The organism is Streptomyces sp. NPDC001137, from assembly GCF_040298885.1.
In the GTDB taxonomy this organism is placed as follows: domain Bacteria; phylum Actinomycetota; class Actinomycetes; order Streptomycetales; family Streptomycetaceae; genus Streptomyces.
This window is the reverse complement of sequence record NZ_JBEPBA010000006.1, coordinates 77607-93712: the sequence shown is the minus strand read 5'-3', so window position 1 is coordinate 93712 and position 16106 is coordinate 77607. Positions and strand designations below refer to the sequence as shown.

General features: G+C 69.5%; 13 protein-coding genes and 1 tRNA gene. 6 read left to right on the top strand and 8 right to left on the bottom strand.

Going from position 1 to position 16106, the window contains the following annotated elements; all coding sequences use genetic code 11:
• Positions 1–66 precede the first annotated feature (66 nt).
• The 3 genes from ABT254_RS13845 to ABT254_RS13835 all read left to right on the top strand — a co-directional run bounded on the left by ABT254_RS13845 (position 67) and on the right by ABT254_RS13835 (position 2636).
• On the top strand, positions 67–849 hold the full coding sequence (locus ABT254_RS13845) for a CDP-alcohol phosphatidyltransferase family protein (RefSeq protein WP_351468290.1): 783 nt from the start codon (positions 67–69) through the stop codon (positions 847–849).
• Positions 850–1234: 385 nt separating this feature from the next.
• A complete protein-coding gene (locus ABT254_RS13840) occupies positions 1235–2191 on the top strand; it encodes an ATP-binding protein (protein ID WP_351468288.1) in 957 nt (318 codons plus the stop codon).
• 52 nt (positions 2192–2243) lie between these two features.
• The gene (locus ABT254_RS13835) at positions 2244–2636 is read left to right on the top strand and encodes an SCO5389 family protein (protein ID WP_351468285.1); all 393 of its coding nucleotides are present in this window, start codon (positions 2244–2246) and stop codon (positions 2634–2636) included.
• A gap of 42 nt (positions 2637–2678) precedes the next feature.
• On the opposite strand, the gene ABT254_RS13830 is transcribed toward ABT254_RS13835, so the two are convergent.
• The 5 genes from ABT254_RS13830 to ABT254_RS13810 form a co-directional block, all read right to left on the bottom strand.
• Positions 2679–4322 (bottom strand): APC family permease, encoded by a 1644-nt coding sequence (locus tag ABT254_RS13830; RefSeq protein WP_351468282.1) that lies wholly within the window; start codon positions 4320–4322, stop codon positions 2679–2681.
• A gap of 166 nt (positions 4323–4488) precedes the next feature.
• Entirely contained in the window at positions 4489–5853 is a 1365-nt protein-coding gene (locus ABT254_RS13825) for a GH1 family beta-glucosidase (RefSeq protein ID WP_351468279.1), read from the bottom strand.
• Positions 5854–5894: 41 nt separating this feature from the next.
• Entirely contained in the window at positions 5895–6734 is an 840-nt protein-coding gene (locus ABT254_RS13820; protein WP_351469108.1) for a carbohydrate ABC transporter permease, read from the bottom strand.
• Positions 6735–6756: 22 nt separating this feature from the next.
• Positions 6757–7752 (bottom strand): carbohydrate ABC transporter permease, encoded by a 996-nt coding sequence (locus ABT254_RS13815; protein WP_351468276.1) that lies wholly within the window; start codon positions 7750–7752, stop codon positions 6757–6759.
• A 5-nt stretch (positions 7753–7757) separates the two neighbouring features.
• Positions 7758–9074, bottom strand: a complete 1317-nt coding sequence (locus ABT254_RS13810; protein ID WP_351468273.1) for an ABC transporter substrate-binding protein — start codon at positions 9072–9074, stop codon at positions 7758–7760.
• Between the two features lie 211 nt (positions 9075–9285).
• On the opposite strand from ABT254_RS13810, the gene ABT254_RS13805 reads away from it, so the two are divergent.
• On the top strand, positions 9286–11073 hold the full coding sequence (locus ABT254_RS13805) for a pectate lyase-like domain-containing protein (protein WP_351468271.1): 1788 nt from the start codon (positions 9286–9288) through the stop codon (positions 11071–11073).
• Between the two features lie 192 nt (positions 11074–11265).
• Here ABT254_RS13805 and fusA read toward each other — a convergent pair whose 3' ends face one another.
• Positions 11266–13341, bottom strand: a complete 2076-nt coding sequence (gene fusA, locus ABT254_RS13800) for an elongation factor G (RefSeq protein ID WP_502971976.1) — start codon at positions 13339–13341, stop codon at positions 11266–11268.
• A 396-nt stretch (positions 13342–13737) separates the two neighbouring features.
• Between fusA and ABT254_RS13795 the strand changes: the two genes are divergently transcribed.
• Together ABT254_RS13795 and ABT254_RS13790 are read left to right on the top strand one after the other, a co-directional pair.
• Complete coding sequence (locus ABT254_RS13795) at positions 13738–14193, top strand: tellurite resistance TerB family protein (RefSeq protein ID WP_232650709.1); 456 nt, start codon at positions 13738–13740, stop codon at positions 14191–14193.
• An 81-nt stretch (positions 14194–14274) separates the two neighbouring features.
• Positions 14275–15378, top strand: coding sequence for an acyltransferase family protein (locus ABT254_RS13790; protein ID WP_502971975.1), 1104 nt, complete (start codon positions 14275–14277; stop codon positions 15376–15378).
• A gap of 50 nt (positions 15379–15428) precedes the next feature.
• Here the strand turns inward: ABT254_RS13790 and ABT254_RS13785 are convergent.
• Both ABT254_RS13785 and ABT254_RS13780 read right to left on the bottom strand, forming a co-directional pair.
• A tRNA-Leu gene (locus tag ABT254_RS13785) sits at positions 15429–15516 on the bottom strand.
• Between the two features lie 195 nt (positions 15517–15711).
• On the bottom strand, positions 15712–16029 hold the full coding sequence (locus ABT254_RS13780) for an ANTAR domain-containing response regulator (RefSeq protein ID WP_351468261.1): 318 nt from the start codon (positions 16027–16029) through the stop codon (positions 15712–15714).
• Between the last annotated feature and the right edge of the window lie 77 nt (positions 16030–16106).

Here is a 16106-nt window from a genome sequence, read left to right as displayed (position 1 = left end):
GGTGTGCACAGGCCGCGCACAGTACGCGGCGTTGATCGACTTTGTCATTCGGCCGGAGGGTGTGCGGTGGCCCTGAACAACACTTACGACGCAAGGCTGGTCCAGCAGGAGACCGCTGTGGGAGCGGGCGTTCAGATCCTGTTGCTGGCCCTGCTCGGCACGGCGATCGGCATGGGGCCGGCGGGCTGGCTGACCGGCCTGGTCTTCGCCGTCGCCATGTGGGCGGTGCTCTCGCGGGCGCTGCACCGCACCCGGCCCCGCTCGTTCGGCCCGGCCAACCGCGTGACGCTCGGCCGGGCGACGCTGGTGGGCGGTGTGACGGCCCTGGTCGCGGACTCCTTCGAGAGCTCCCCGCCGGTCACCGCCCTCGTCGGTCTCACGGCGGTGGCCCTCATCCTGGACGGCGTCGACGGCAAGGTCGCCCGTGCCACCAACACGTCCACCCCCCTGGGCGCCCGCTTCGACATGGAGGTCGACGCGTTCCTGATCCTCGTGCTCAGCGTCTACGTCTCCATGCAGCTCGGCCCCTGGGTCCTGCTCATCGGCGGCATGCGCTACGCCTTCGTCGCCGCGGCCCGCGTCTGGCCGTGGCTGAACGCCTCCCTGCCGCCGAGCACGGCCCGCAAGACGGTCGCGGCCATGCAGGGCATCTGCCTCCTCCTGGCCGCCTCGGGCTACCTGCCCCCCATGGCCACCCTCGGGGTCGTCGTGCTGGCCCTGGGCTCGCTGATCTGGTCCTTCGGCCGCGACATCCTGTGGCTGCGGCGCACGTCCCGGGTCCGCGACGGCGAGGTGGAGGAGATGCTGGACCTGGAGTCGGAGCGCGAGCCGGTCACGTCGACGTCCTGAACAACGCCGGTTCGCGGCGCACAGGTCAGGAAGCAGCCCGGCAGCGCCCCCGCGAGGGGCGCGGGGAACTGCGCGACCAGCCACAACGGGCCGGCAGACAACCGACAACGCATCCCGGCTCTCACGGCGGAGCGCTGACGCGCTCGGCAACAACCCCACCGCAGCCGCGCTGACGGCACGGTGTGCAGGTAGACGGCGCGGCAGCCGCCGTCCGCGGCAGCGAACGCGAGCAGCTCGGCGAGGTGGCATTCAGCACGCCTTCTTGATCAGCGCCCGATCGCTCGCCGCCCGATCACCATCCGGCCCCGTCGATTTGACAGACCGTCGGAACCTGCCTAAAACCTAGCCACATGACATTCATTTTCAAAATGAGGTCGGCCCGGTAATGCGGGTCGCGTTCGTCGGCAAGGGCGGCAGCGGCAAGACCACCCTCTCCGCGCTCTTCACCCGTCATCTGGCCCGCTCCGGCGCGCCGGTGCTCGCCATCGACGGCGACATCAACCAGCACCTGGCCGCGTCGCTGGGACACGACGAAGACCATCTGGACGCCCCGCCCCTGGGCGCCCATCTGCCCGAGATCAAGGACTATCTGCGGGGCGCCAACCCGCGCATCGCCTCCCGCGAGGCGATGATCAAGACGACCCCGCCCGGCCGCGGCTCCCGCCTCCTGCGGCTCCTCGGCGACGACGAACTCCACACCCGCCATGTCCGGCGCGTGGGCGACGTGCCGCTGATGGTGACGGGCGAGTTCGACGAGAGCGACCTCGGGGTGGCCTGCTACCACTCCAAGCTCGGCGGCGTCGAGCTCTACCTCAACCACCTGGTCGACGGCCCCGGCGAGTACGTGGTCGTCGATATGACGGCGGGCGCGGACGCCTTCGCCTCGGGCCTGTTCACGCGGTTCGACATCACGTTCCTGGTGGCGGAACCGACCCGCAAGGGCGTCTCCGTCTACCGCCAGTACCGCGACCACGCCCGCGAGTTCGGGATCCGTATCGCCGTGATCGGCAACAAGGTGACGGGTGAGGACGACCTGCTGTTCCTCAAGGAGCAGGTGGGTGAGGACCTGTTGACCCACCTGGTCCACTCCCCCTGGGTGCGGGCGGCCGAACAGGGCCGCGCGGAGGGCGGGTTGGACGCCCTGGAGCCGCACAACCGCCACGCCCTGAACATCCTGCGCGAGACCGTCGACGCCCACCCCAGGGACTGGCCCGCCCTCCACCGCCACGCCGTCGAGTTCCACCTGCGCAATGCCCGCGCGTGGGCGGACGAGGCGACCGGCCTGGACCTGGCCGGCCAGGTGGACCCGGAGTTCGTACCGGGCCCGACGGCGCTCACCTGACCATCCCCCCGTGAAGCACATCCACCACCTCTTTGAACGGACGCCCCTTTTCATGTCTCTCGACGTCTCCCCGAAGCTCCTCGCCGAAGCCGAGTCCGGTGACATCCGCGAGGAGGACTTCGTGGACACGATCCGCACGTCCCTCCCGTACGCCTACGACCTGATCGCCTCCCTCGCCGGCGAACTCAAGGGCGGCACGGCGGAGTTCACCGACAACCACACCCCTCCGCCCTCCGAGCAGGAGCGCGGCCAGCTCCTGCGCGCCCTCGCCGGCGACGCCATCCGCGGCAGCCTGGAACGCCACTTCGGCGTGGAACTGGCCTTCCAGAACTGCCACCGGGTGGCGGCCTTCCGGCCGGGGGCACGGCACGGCGAGACGTACGGGCGGTTCACTTCGGTGCGGTCGCAGGTGCTGAACCAGTCACCGGAGTTCCGGGACTGCTGACCCGTTCCATGCCCTGCCGGCCGACTGGGCCAAAGGCCCCGGTCAGAGGACCTCTTCCTCCTCGGGGACGACGACCTGGTCGATCATGTACTGGATCTTCTCGGCCGGCAGGGCGACCGCCATGGCCCAGTAGTAGATGACGAGGCTGAAGACGGCGGTGGCGAGCATGTCCCACCACAGCGGGAACCACGGGTGCTTCAGTGGCCCGAAGTCGCTCAGGTAGACGATCAGGCCCATGCCGATCAGGTAGGCGGGCAGCCACTGCGCGGCCCGCAGGTCCAGCTGCGGGGTGATCGGGTTCATCTTGAACACGCGGTTGGCGACCAGGATGACGTAGCCGATGAGGATGGCGACGCCGAGCTTCCAGTCGGTCGTCCAGCCCGACCAGAGGATCAGCAGGTTGGCGACGATGAAGGCGAGCGGCGACATCCAGCTGCCGCCGGGCAGCCGGTAGGGGCGGTGGGCGTCGGGCAGCCGGTTGCGGAACACGCCGAAGGAGAGCGGGGCGCCCGCGTACATCAGCACGCTCGCGCTGGTGATCAGCCCGACCAGGGAGCGCCAGCTCGGGAAGGGCAGGAAGCAGATGCAGCCGATCACGAAGGCGGTGATCAGACCCACCCAGGGGACACCGCGCTCGTTGGTCTTCTCGAACCCGGACGGCACGTAGCCGTTGCGGCTGAGGCCGTAGGAGACCCGGGAGGAGCCGGTGATGTAGATCAGGCCGGTTCCGGCGGGGGAGACCACCGCGTCGAGATAGAGGATCGTGGCCAGCCAGCCCAGGCTAATGAGCGTGGCGACCTGGGCGAACGGTCCGCTCAGGGTGTTGAACGCGGAGTCGGCCCAGGTGTGGCCGATCTGGTTCGCGGGGAGTGCGGCGAGGAAGGCGACCTGCAGGAGGATGTAGATGATGATGCCGAGGATGATCGATCCGATCACCGCCCGCGGGATGTCCCGCTTGGGATGGGCACTCTCGCCGGCCAGCTGGTCGGCCTGCTCGAAGCCCAGCAGGGCGAAGATGATGCCGCTGGTGGAGACGGCGGACAGGATGCCCTTGGCGCCGTAGGGGTTGAATCCGTCGGCCGCGGTGAAGTTGCCCGTATGGAACGCGGCGATGGCGAAGACGAAGATCGTCAGCAACGGGACACCGACCTTCCACCAGGTCGCCGCGCTGTTGGTACGGGCCAGCAACCGGATGCTGAGGAAGTTGATCGCCGTGATGACCGCCATCAGTCCGACCGCGACGGCGATGCCGGACCCGGTCAGGACGTGCTCCCCGCCCTTGATCTTCTCCCAGCCGTGCGCCCAGGAATAGTGCTGACCGTAGGTGATCATGGCCAGGACCTCGATGGGTGCCACCGTGGCGGCCTGCAGCCAGGAGAACCAGCCGAAGGAGGCGCCGGCGGCGCCGCCGTAGGCGTAGTGCGGGAAGCGGGCGGTTCCGCCGGACACCGGATACATTCCGCCGAGCTCGGCGTGCACCAGGGCCAGGATGAGGATCGCCACGCCGCCGATGGCCCAGGAGATGATCGCCGCCGGCCCGGCCGCGGCCAGGGCACCCTGGGCGCCGAACAGCCACCCGGATCCGATGATCGATCCCTCCGAGGCCCAGATGAGGCCGACGAAGCCGATCTCGCGCTTCAGTCCTGGTCTGGTTCCCGCGCCGGGCGTCTTCTCCGATATGGCCATGACACACACCACCTCACAGGGTGATCCTCGTCACATTATCCTGCCACGTCGGCGCGCCTGCGACAGCCGCCCATGCGTACATGACTCGGCAAAATGCCCATGATCGGGCAATCCGCGCCTGTGCCGGACCCGGCTCCCGCGCCCGGTCCGACACAGGGGTCCCGTCTCAGGCCGCCCTGCGGATACGGCCCTGGTGGGCGCGGACGATTTCGGCGTAGCGGTGTCCGCTGCCCTTGATCGTCCGCACCTGCGTCCGGTAGTCCACATGCACCAGCCCGAACCGCTTGTCATAGCCGTACGCCCACTCGAAGTTGTCGAGCAGCGACCAGGCGAAGTAGCCGGCCAGCGGGGCGCCCTTGCGGACCGCCGAGGCGCAGGCCGCGAGGTGGCGTTCCAGGTAGTCCTGGCGCTCGGGGTCGTCGACGGTCCCGTCCGGGCGCACGACGTCCGGGTAGGCGGAGCCGTTCTCGGTGACGTACAGGCGCCGGGCGCCGTACTCCTCGGTGAGCCGGAGCAGAAGCGTCTCGATGCCGTTCGCGTCGATCTCCCAGTCCATGCCGGTGCGCGGGACGCCGATGCGGCGGACCGAATGCACATGGGGTGCGGGGGCCGAGGGGTCGTCGGCGACGGTCGCCGGCATGTAGTAGTTCAGGCCGTGCCAGTCGAGCGGTGCGGCGATCGTCGCCAAGTCGCCCTCCTGCTCGGGGAGTTCGACGCCGTACACCTCGCGCATGTCGGCCGGGAACCCGCGGCCGTACACCGGGTCCAGCCACCAGCGGTTGACGTGGCCGTCCTGCCGACGGGCGGCCCGCACGTCCTCCTCGCGGTCGGTGGCGGCGTGCACCGTGGAGAGGTTGGTGACGAGGCCGACCTGCGCGGACGGGGCCGCGGCCCGGATCGCTTCGGTGGCGAGGCCGTGGCCCAGGAGCAGGTGGTAGGAGGCGCGGACGGCGGCCGTCAGGTCGGTCAGGCCGGGGGCCATCCGGCCTTCCAGGTGGCCGATCCAGGCCGAGCACAGCGGCTCGTTGAGCGTGGCCCAGTGCGACACGCGGTCGCCGAGGCGTTCCGCCACCACCGAGGCGTACTCGGCGAAGGCCTGCGCGGTCTCCCGCTCGGGCCAGCCGCCGCGGTCCTGGAGGGTCTGCGGCAGGTCCCAGTGGTAGAGGGTGACGAACGGCGTGATGCCCGCCGCCAGCAGGCCGTCGATCAACTGGTCGTAGAAGGCGAGGCCCTTGGGGTTCACCGGTCCGTCCCCGCCCGGCATCACCCTCGGCCATGCGATCGACAACCGGTAGGCGTTCGTGCCCAGTCGGCGCATCAGGCCGATGTCCTCGCGCCAGCGGTGGTAGTGGTCGCACGCGATGTCGCCGTTGTCGTTGCCCGCGACCTTGCCGGGCGTGTGGGAGAAGGTGTCCCAGATCGACGGGGAGCGGCCGTCCTCCGTGACGGCGCCCTCGATCTGGTAGGCCGCTGTGGCCGTGCCCCACAGGAAGTCGGACGGGAAGGCGGCGAGGTCGATGCGGTCGGACACGGAAGTCCCTTCGGAATCGGTGGAGTCGGGTTCCCGACGGCTCACTTGACGGCTCCCGCCGTAAGACCGGCGACGAGATAGCGCTGCAACAGCAGGAACCCGGCCACCACGGGCACGCTGACGACCAGCGAGGCGGCCATGATCTGGTTCCAGTAGACGTCGTTGAGGGTGGAGTAGCCCTGGAGGCCGACGGCGAGCGTGCGGGTGGTGTCGTTGGTCATGACGGAGGCGAAGAGCACCTCGCCCCAGGCGGTCATGAAGGCGTAGACGGCGACGGCGACGATCCCGGGGATCGCGGCCGGCACGACGATCCGCAGCAGCGCGCCGAGCGGTCCGCAGCCGTCCACCAGCGCCGCCTCGTCCAGGTCGCGCGGCACCGAGTCGAAGTACCCGATCAGCATCCAGATGGAGAACGGGAGGGAGAAGGTGAGGTACGTGAGGATCAGGCCGCCGCGGGAGCCGAACAGGGCGATGCCGGTGGCGTTGCCGATGTTGACGTAGAGGAGGAACAGCGGGAGCAGGAAGAGGATGCCCGGGAACATCTGCGTGGACAGGACGGTGACCGTGAAGACGCGTTTGCCGCGGAAGTCGTAGCGGCTGACGGCGTAGGCGGCGAACACCGCGATCACCACCGAGCAGACGGTCGCCGTACCCGCCACGATGAGCGAGTTCACGAAGTAGCGCGCCAGCGGGACCGTCGACCAGATGTCGATGTACGGGCGGATCGTCAGACCGCTGGGCAGCCAGCGGAACTTGCCCGTGACGTCGGCGAGCGGCTTCAGCGAGCTGGACACCATGACGTACACCGGCACCAGGACGAAGCCGGTGAGCAGGGTGAGGAAGATCCGCCGGGACCAGAGAAAGGAACTCGGGGGTGCCATCGGGGACTTGAGCCTCTGGGTCTCAGACATCGGCCGTCCGCCGTCCGCGTGAGGTGAGTGCCAGATACACGCCCGTCACCAGCAGCAGGAAGAGCAGCAGCAGTACGGACATGGCGGAGCCGGTGCCGAAGTTCCAGGTGACGAAGGACGCCTGGTAGATGTGGACCGAGATGAGGTCCGCGGCCTCGGGCGCGGCCTTCCCGAACAGGACGTACGGCGTGTTGAAGTCGTTGAAGGTCCACAGGAAGAGAACCAGGACCAGGACCTGGTTCACGGGCCGCAGGGACGGCAGCGTGATGCGGCGGAGCTGCTGCCACATCCCGGCACCGTCCAGCGCCGCCGCCTCGTAGAGCTCGCGTGGGATGTTCTGCAGGCCGGCCATGACGATCAGGAAGGCGAACGGCCAGCCCTTCCACACCGACACGGTCAGCAGCGCGTAGAAGCTGTTGTCGCCGATCAGCCAGAAGGACGGCTTGTCGGTGAGGTGCAGCTGGTCGTGCAGGACGTGGTTCACCAGGCCGTTGTCGTGCTGGAACATGAACACCCAGGTGATCACCGCCGCGTACACCGGCAGGGCGTACGGCACCAGGAACAGCGCCCGCAGCAGACCGCGGCCGCGGAAGGTGTCCTGCATGAACACCGCGGCCGCCGTGCCGGTCAGCCAGCACAGGCCGACCGACAGCAGGGTGAAACCGACCGTGACGAAGAAGGAGTGCAGCAGTGCCTCGCCGACGGGGGCGTCGAAGTCCACCGACACCCTGTAGTTGCCGAGGCCGGACCAGGGCGCGGTGCCCCAGTCGCGGATGTAGAACTGCGTGAGCTCCTTGAAGCTCATCACGATGCCGATGACCATCGGCACGAGGTGGACGAGGAGTTCGAGGATCAGCGCGGGCAGCAGGAGCAGGTACGGAAGGCCGGTACGGCGGATCCGGCCGGGGCGGCGGCCACGCTGTTCGCGTGCCGCCGCCCCGGCTGAACTCCCGCTCACCGAGGGCTCCTTGAGAGCGGTGGTCGTCATCGGGCTCACTTCGCCGGCATCTGCTGCTGGGCCTTTTCGAGCGCCGCCTTCACCGAGCCTGCGGTCACCGCGCGCCCGGCCGCCGCGTCCGCGAACAGGTCCTTGACGGCCGTACCGACCGCCGTCTCGAACTGCGACTCGTCGGCGACCTGCGGCAGCGCGGCGGCGCTCGTCGCGAGCGTCTGCTTCAGCACGGAATTGGACGCGCTGTTGAACGCGGCATCCGACTGGGCGGTCTTCACGGGCGGGATGGAGCTGTACGCCGTGTTGAGGATCTTCTGCTCGGCGTCGCTGGTCATGAACTTCACGAACTTCGTGGCGCCGTCGAGGTTGTCGGTGTTCTTGAAGACGGCGAGGTTGATGCCCGCGACCATCGAGTTGACCTGGGTGCCGGTGCCGGGGGTGCCGGACTGCACGGGCACGGGCGCGATGCCGTACGCGCTCTCGCTCATCCCCTGGGACTTGAGGTTGGCCGCGGCGGACTGCCACAGCAGCATGGCCTGCTTGCCCTTGGCGAAGTCGCTGACGGACTGGTTCTGCGCGTACTCGGCGTCGCCGGTCGGGATGACCTTGTCCTTGGCCATCAGGTCGACGTACTGCTTGACCGCGGCGACCACCCCGTCGCTGGTGAAGTCGGGTTTGCCGTCCGGGGTGAAGAAGTCGGCGCCGTGCTGCTTGGCGAAGACGAAGACGTGGTGGATGTTCTCCGAGAGGTTCGCCCCCTCGGCGCCCAGCGGCGACTTGCCCTTCGCCTTGATCTTCTTGCCGTCGGCGACCAGTTCGTCCCAGGTGGCCGGGGGCTTGGAGATGCCCGCGTCGGCGAAGATCTGCTTGTTGTAGTAGAGGGCGTAGGCCATCGAGTAGAGCGGTACGGCCGCCGGGTCCTTGCCCTGCGCGCCGGTCGAGCCGAGCGCCGAGTCGACGAAGCGGTCCTTGCCGCCGATCTTCGCGAAGTTCTTGGCGTCCCAGGGCAGCAGGGCGCCGGTGGCCTGCAGGGAGGCGCTCCAGGTGTTGCCGATGTTGAGGACGTCGGGGCCCTGGCCGGAGGTGGTCGCGGTGAGGATCCGGTTCAGCAGATCCGACCAGGGGACGACCTCCAGTTTCACCTTGATGCCCGTCTGCTTCTCGAACTTGTCGAGCTCGGGCTGCAGGACCTTCTTGTCCACGGCGATGCTCGCGCCCTGGTTGGAGGCCCAGTAGGTGAGCGTCTTCGGCGAGTCGTTGGACCCGCCGCCCGTCGACGAACCGCCTCCGCAGGCCGAGGCGGCAAGGGCGAGTGACATGGTGACGGCGCCTACGGCCGCGGCTCGGATGCTGCGCATGGCTCCCGGTGTCCCTTCGGGGATTGCACTCATGACTTAATTTAGGACGTGAGTTAAACCTCAAGGGATGGCCGCGTCAAGGGGTGCGGCAACCCTTGTGGAACTCCGGTCACACCTCTTGACGCGCCCGTTCGGGCAGTTGAAGCATTCACCGGCGAGAGAGCGCTCCCAAACCCCACCTCGTTCACTTCCTGAACAGGAGAGCCGCCCCATGCCCCTGTCTGACTCCGGCCTGCCCGCCGTGGGCCGCAGAACCGTCCTCGGCGCGGCCGCCGCATCCGCCCCCGCGGTGCTCGGTCTGTCCGCCCGCGCGTCCGCCGCCCCGTCGCCGCCGGGGAAGCCGAAGCTCCTCCCCGGCGGCGGCGACCTCGGCCCGAACGTCCTGGTCTTCGACCCGTCCACCCCCGGCATCCAGGCCAAGCTGGACGAGGTGTTCCAGCAGCAGGAGGCGGCCCAGTTCGGCACCGGCCGCTACGCGCTGCTGTTCAAGCCGGGCACCTACAACGGTCTCAACGCCCAACTCGGCTTCTACACCTCGATCATGGGCCTGGGGCTCTCCCCCGACGACACCACCATCAACGGGGACGTCACCGTCGACGCCGCCTGGTTCAACGGCAACGCGACGCAGAACTTCTGGCGTTCGGCGGAGAACCTGGCCCTGGTCCCGGCGAACGGCACCAACCGGTGGGCGGTCGCGCAGGCGGCCCCCTTCCGCCGTATGCACGTCCGCGGAGGCCTCAACCTCTCGCCCACGGGCTACGGCTGGGCCAGCGGCGGCTACATCGCCGACAGCCGTGTCGACGGCCAGGTAGGGCCGTACTCGCAGCAGCAGTGGTACACCCGCGACAGCGCGATCGGCAGCTGGCTCAACGGCGTCTGGAACATGGTGTTCTCCGGAGTCGAGGGCGCCCCCGCGCAGAGCTTCCCGAACCCGCCGTACACCACGCTGGACACCACCCCGGTCTCCCGCGAGAAGCCCTTCCTGTACGTCGGCGGCGCCTCCGACCTCCGTGTGTTCCTGCCGGAGAAGCGGACGAACGCCCGCGGTGTCACCTGGGGCAACGGCACCCCCCGAGGCACCTCACTCCCGCTGTCACAGTTCTACGTCGCCAGGCCCGGGGTCTCCGCGGCCACCCTCAACCAGGCGCTGAAGCAGGGCCTTCACCTGCTCCTCACGCCGGGGATCTACCACCTCGACCAGCCGATCCAGGTGAACCGCGCCAACACGGTCGTGCTGGGACTCGGTTACGCAACTCTCGTACCGGACAACGGAGTTACCACGTTGCGCGTCGCCGACGTGGACGGTGTGCGCCTCGCGGGCCTCCTGATCGACGCCGGACCGGTCAACTCCCCCACGCTGCTGGAGGTCGGTCCGCGCGGTGCCTGGCGGGACCACTCCGCCAACCCGACCACCGTGCAGGACGTGTTCGTCCGCATCGGCGGCGCGGGTGCCGGAAAGGCCACCACCAGCATGGTGATCAACAGCCGGCACACCATCGTCGACCACACCTGGGTGTGGCGCGCCGACCACGGCACCGGGGTCGGCTGGGACACCAACCGCGCCGACTACGGGATCGTCGTGAACGGCGACGACGTGCTGTGCACCGGTCTGTTCGTCGAGCACTTCAACAAGTACGACGTGCAGTGGTACGGCCAGCGGGGCCGCACGATCTTCTTCCAGAACGAGAAGGCCTACGACGCCCCGAACCAGGCCGCGATCCAGAACGGCCCGGTGAAGGGCTACGCGGCCTACAAGGTCGGCGACGACGTCACCGCGCACGAGGGCTGGGGCCTGGGCAGCTACTGCTACTACAACGTCGACCCGACGATCGTGCAGCACAACGGCTTCGCCGCCCCGAACCGCCCCGGCGTGCGCTTCCACGACCTGCTGGTGGTCTCCTTGGGCGGACAGGGCCAGTACGAGCACGTCATCAACGAAACGGGCACACCGACGTCGGGGACATCGACGGTGCCGTCCACGGTCGTGTCGTATCCGTGAACGGGGGGCGGCCGTGTCGATCACAGGACCGCTTGCCTGAGCCTGCGGGCAGTCGTGCCGCTCGGGGCGGACCGGGTGGGCGCAGTCGGCGCCCCCCGGCGCCGGGTCGCGCGGCCCGCCGCGGCGTCGCGTCCGGCGCGCAGACGGGCTGGGGCGGCCCCCGCCCGTGTACGGCAGGGGCCGCCTTCTCGCTCACCGGACCGGTGTCACCGCCGGCGCCGGCGCATGGCCCGTCGGGCGGGCCGTGAAGGTGCCGCGGCCCTGTGTGCGGCTGCGCAAGCGGGTTGCGTAGCCGAAGAGTTCGGCCAGCGGCACGGTGGCCGTGACGACCGCCGCGCCGCCGCGCGCGGCCGAGCCCGAGACCCGGCCGCGGCGGGCGGCGAGGTCGCCGAGGACGCCGCCGACGGCGTCCTCGGGGACGGTGACCGTCACCTCGACGACCGGTTCCAGCAGGACCATCGCGCAGGCCCGCAGGGCTTCCCGGAGACCGAGCCTGCCCGCCGTGCGGAAGGCGGTCTCCGAGGAGTCCTTCACATGGGTCGCCCCGTCGGTGAGGGTCACCCGCAGGCCGGTCACCGGGTGACCGCCGAGCGGTCCCTCGGCGAGGGCGTCCCGGCAGCCGGCCTCGACCGCACGGACGTACTCCCGCGGCACCCGGCCGCCGACGACGGCCGAGCGGAACTCGAACCCGGCTTCCAGGGGCTCGACATCGAGAACGACGTGCGCGAACTGGCCTGCTCCGCCGTCCTGTTTGACGTGCCGGAAGACCAGCCCGGACACCCCGCGGCCGACCGTCTCGCGGTAACTCACCCTCGGACGGCCGACGTTGACCTCCACCCCATGGGCGCGCCGGAGCTTCTCCGCCGCGACCTCCAGGTGCAGTTCCCCCCTCCCGGACAGCACCGTCTGGCCGGTCTCGGGGTCCGTCCGCACGACCAGCGAGGGGTCCTCCTCGGCCAGCCGCGCGAGCGCCGAGGCCAGCTTGTCGGCGTCGGTGGAGCTGCGGGCCTCGACGGCCACGGAGACCACCGGCTCGGCGACGCCCGGCGGTTCGAGCACGATCGGCGCGCCGGGCGCGCACAGGGTCGAGCCCGCGCGGGCGGACTTCAGCCCGACCACGGCGACGATGTCCCCGGCGACCGCCCGGTCCACGTGCGCATGCCGGTCGGCCTGCACGCGCAGGATCCGCCCGATGCGCTCGGTGCGGCGCGCGCTCGCGTCCCACACGGCGTCTCCCTTCTCGATCGTTCCCGAATACACGCGTACGTACGTCAGCCGCCCCGTCGAGGTGGCGTTCACCTTGAAGGCCAGCGCCGCGAACGGCGCCGCCGGATCCGCCGCCCGCTCCTGCTCCGTACCGTCGAACGTCCCTTGTACGGCGGGCACGTCGAGCGGCGAGGGCAGATACGAGACCACGGCGTCGAGCAGCGGTTCGATGCCGCGGTTGCGGTACGCCGAGCCGCACAGGACGACGACGCCCTCGCCGCTGCGGGTCAGGTCGCGCAGGGCGGCGGCGAGGGTCCCCGGCGCGAGGGTCCCGTCCAGACAGAACTCCTCCAGCGCACCGGCGTGCAGCTCGGCCACCGTCTCCTCCAGCAGCCGCCGACGCCGCGCCGCCTCGGCCCGCAGTTCCTCCGGCACCGGACTCTCCACGGCCGCATCGGCGCCGTCGGCCCAGACCAGCGCCCGCATGCGGACGAGGTCGACGACCCCGCGGAACCCGTCCTCCGCGCCGATCGGCAACTGCACGACCAGCGGCGCCGGGTGCAGCCGTTCGCGGATCGACGCGACGGCCGCGTCGAGGTCGGCGCCCGCGCGGTCCAGTTTGTTGACGAAAGCGATCCGCGGCACGCCGTGCCGGTCGGCCTGCCGCCACACGGACTCGCTCTGCGGCTCGACCCCGGCGACGGCGTCGAACACCGCGACCGCCCCGTCGAGCACCCGCAGCGAGCGCTCCACCTCGTCCGCGAAGTCCACATGTCCGGGGGTGTCGATGAGGTTGATCCGGTGGCCGTCCCAGGCGCAGCTGACCGCCGCGGCGAAGATGGTGATCCCGCGATCACGCTCCTGCGGATCGAAGTCGGTGACGGTGGTGCCGTCGTGGACCTCACCGCGCCGGTGCGTGGTCCCGGTGGCGTACAGGATCCGCTCGGTGACGGTGGTCTTGCCCGCGTCGACGTGGGCGAGGATGCCGAGGTTGCGGACGACGGCGAGTGTGCTGAGGTTGGTGCGCACGGCCCGTTGGCCTTTCTGGTGATCGCTGATCATCGGCGATGATCGGAACTGGGCAGCGCGATTCCCGGGCGAACGGGGCGACCACGGGCGCCGGTGGATACGGCAGGCCGCGTCAGAGGTTCGTCACGGGCATCCGGTACCGGCCGCGCAGCGGGCACCGGACGGACGAGGACACGAGGATCACCTCGAACTGCGAGCAGGGGACGACGACATCGGTGCAGTAGCGCACGGCCGTCCTCCTCGCTCGTCCCGCGCGTCACGGCGACGCACGGTGCGTGGCGAGTGTAGGGAACGCGGAGGGGGCGGGGCACCGGATTTTCCGGCGGCAGGCGCTGGTGAACTCTCGTGGAACGTCCGGAACTTATCCTCCACGTCATGAGTTCCCACGGTGCTGTAGATCTCTGACGACACCGAACACATGGAGTTCTCATGGCCCTGTGGGACCGCATCAAGGAATCCGCGTCGACGATGCAGACCCAGCTCGTGGCGAAGAAGAACGACCTGAAGAGCGGGGCGTTCCGCGACGCCAGCATGGCGATGTGCGCGCTGGTCGCCGCCGCCGACGGCACCATCGACCCGGCCGAGCGGCAGCGCGTGGCCCAGTTGATCGCCACCAACGAGGTCCTGCAGAACTTCCCCGCCGACGATCTGCGCCGCCGCTTCGAGGAGAACCTGAACAAGCTGACGACGGACTTCGCCTTCGGCAAGGTCAGCGTGCTTCAGGAGATCGCCAAGGCGAAGAAGAAGCCCGCCGAGGCCCGTGCCGTCGTCCAGATCGGCATCGTCATCGGCGGCGCCGACGGCGACTTCGACAAGACGGAGCAGGCCGTGGTGCGGGAGGCCTGCTTCACCCTCGACCTGCCGCCGCACGAGTTCGACCTCTGATCCGGCGTCTGCCTGAGCCGCGGTGTCCTGGCTCACCTCTCCGGGTGGTTTACCTCGCCCAGAACCGGTGAGGCGCGTGGGATGTCCCACCCCCAGAGCACTGTCGTAACTCAGGTAAGACACGCATCAGAGAGGGCAGGTTCCCCACGCGGTGTGCGGCAAGGGCGGGTGAAGCAGCGCGACGCCTACTTCGACAACGCGAAGTATCTGGCGATCGTGCTGGTGGCGATGGGCCACGCGTGGGAGCCGCTGCGGGACGGCAGCCGGACCGTCACCGCCTTCTACAACCTCGTCTATGCCTTCCACATGCCGGCCTTCATCGTGATCTCCGGCTACTTCTCCCGCGGTTTCGACGCGAGCCCGGCGAAGATCAGACGACTTGTGACCGGTGTCGCCGTCCCGTATGTCGTCTTCGAGACGGCGTGCACCCTTTTCACTCGCTGGACGGACGGTGTCCCGGACCGGCCGATCACCATCCTGGACCCCTTGTATCTGACCTGGTTCCTGGTGGCGCTGTTCATCTGGCGGCTGACGACCCCGCTGTGGCAGAAGGTGCGCCGGCCGCTGCCGTTGGCGCTCGTCGTGGCGATGCTGGCGACCGTGTCCCCGTCCATCGGCAACGACCTCGATCTGCAGCGGGTGCTGCAGTTCCTGCCGTACTTCGTGGTCGGTCTGTGCCTGCGTCCGGAGCACTTCCGGCTGGTACGCCGCTGGAAGGTGCGCGTCCTGGCCGTGCCGGTGTTCATCTGTGCGCTCGCCGCTTCGTACTGGGCGGTGCCGCGGATGACCGGCGCCTGGTTCTTCCACCGCGACAGCGCCCAGGAGCTGGGGGCGCCCGCCTGGTACGGGCCGGTGATGACCCTGGCCGTGTTCGGCTGCTCGATGGTCCTGGTCGCCTGCTTCCTGGCCTGGGTGCCGGGTCGCCGCCTGTGGTTCACCGCACTGGGCGCGGGCACGCTGTACGGCTACCTGCTGCACGGCTTCGTCGCCCAGGGGGCGAAGTTCTGGGGCTGGTACTCCCCCGCCTGGATCCACGGGCCGCTCGGCGAGATCACCGTGACGCTCGCGGCCGCGGCGATCGTGACCGTGCTGTGCACACCGCCCGTGCGGCGGATCTTCCGTTTCGCGGTGGAGCCGACCATGGAGTGGGCGTTCCGACGGAACAGCCGCCCGGCGTTGTCCTGACGCCACCGCATCCAGAAACGCAAAAGACCCCTGCTGAGCAGGGGTCTCACTGGTGTCCGAGGGGGGACTTGAACCCCCACGCCCGATAAAGGGCACTAGCACCTCAAGCTAGCGCGTCTGCCATTCCGCCACCCGGACCAGGTGTCTGCCGCCTGGCCGGGGGTGTTCCCCGCGGCGACATGGACAACAATACCAAGGTTTCGGAGTGCCTTTCACCTGCATATCCGCCCCTCGGACACCGGCTGCGGACGGCCCGTCGCGGGCAGCGGGACGCGTCACCGGATGTGAGGGCACGACTACGGCCGTCGGCCGGATCGCGTCACCTCGCGCGCTTCACGCGAGTGGCTGGATCCCGTCGTTGTCCGCGAAGTCCGCCGCCACCGCCCGCACCTTGCGGCGCTGCTCGCGGGAGAGGGTCACGAGCATCTCGAAGGCGGTGGCCTCGTCGCAGCCGCGGCGGGCCATGAGCATGCCCTTGGCGCGCTCGATCAGGGCGCGCCCCTCCAGGGCCTCTCTGAGCTGGCGGTTTTCGACTCTGAGCGCCTCCACGTCGTCGATCAGGGCGAGCGCCGCGCGCATGGCGTCCATGAGGGTGGCCGCATGGTCCCGGCCCTCTCGGGGCGAGGGACCCGGTGGTCCGTCGTAAGACATGCGAGTCATGCTTGTCGCGGAATCACAGGTTCAGCAGGGGGTCTGTGAAGAATGCGGTGACTTTCACCTCCGCGTAA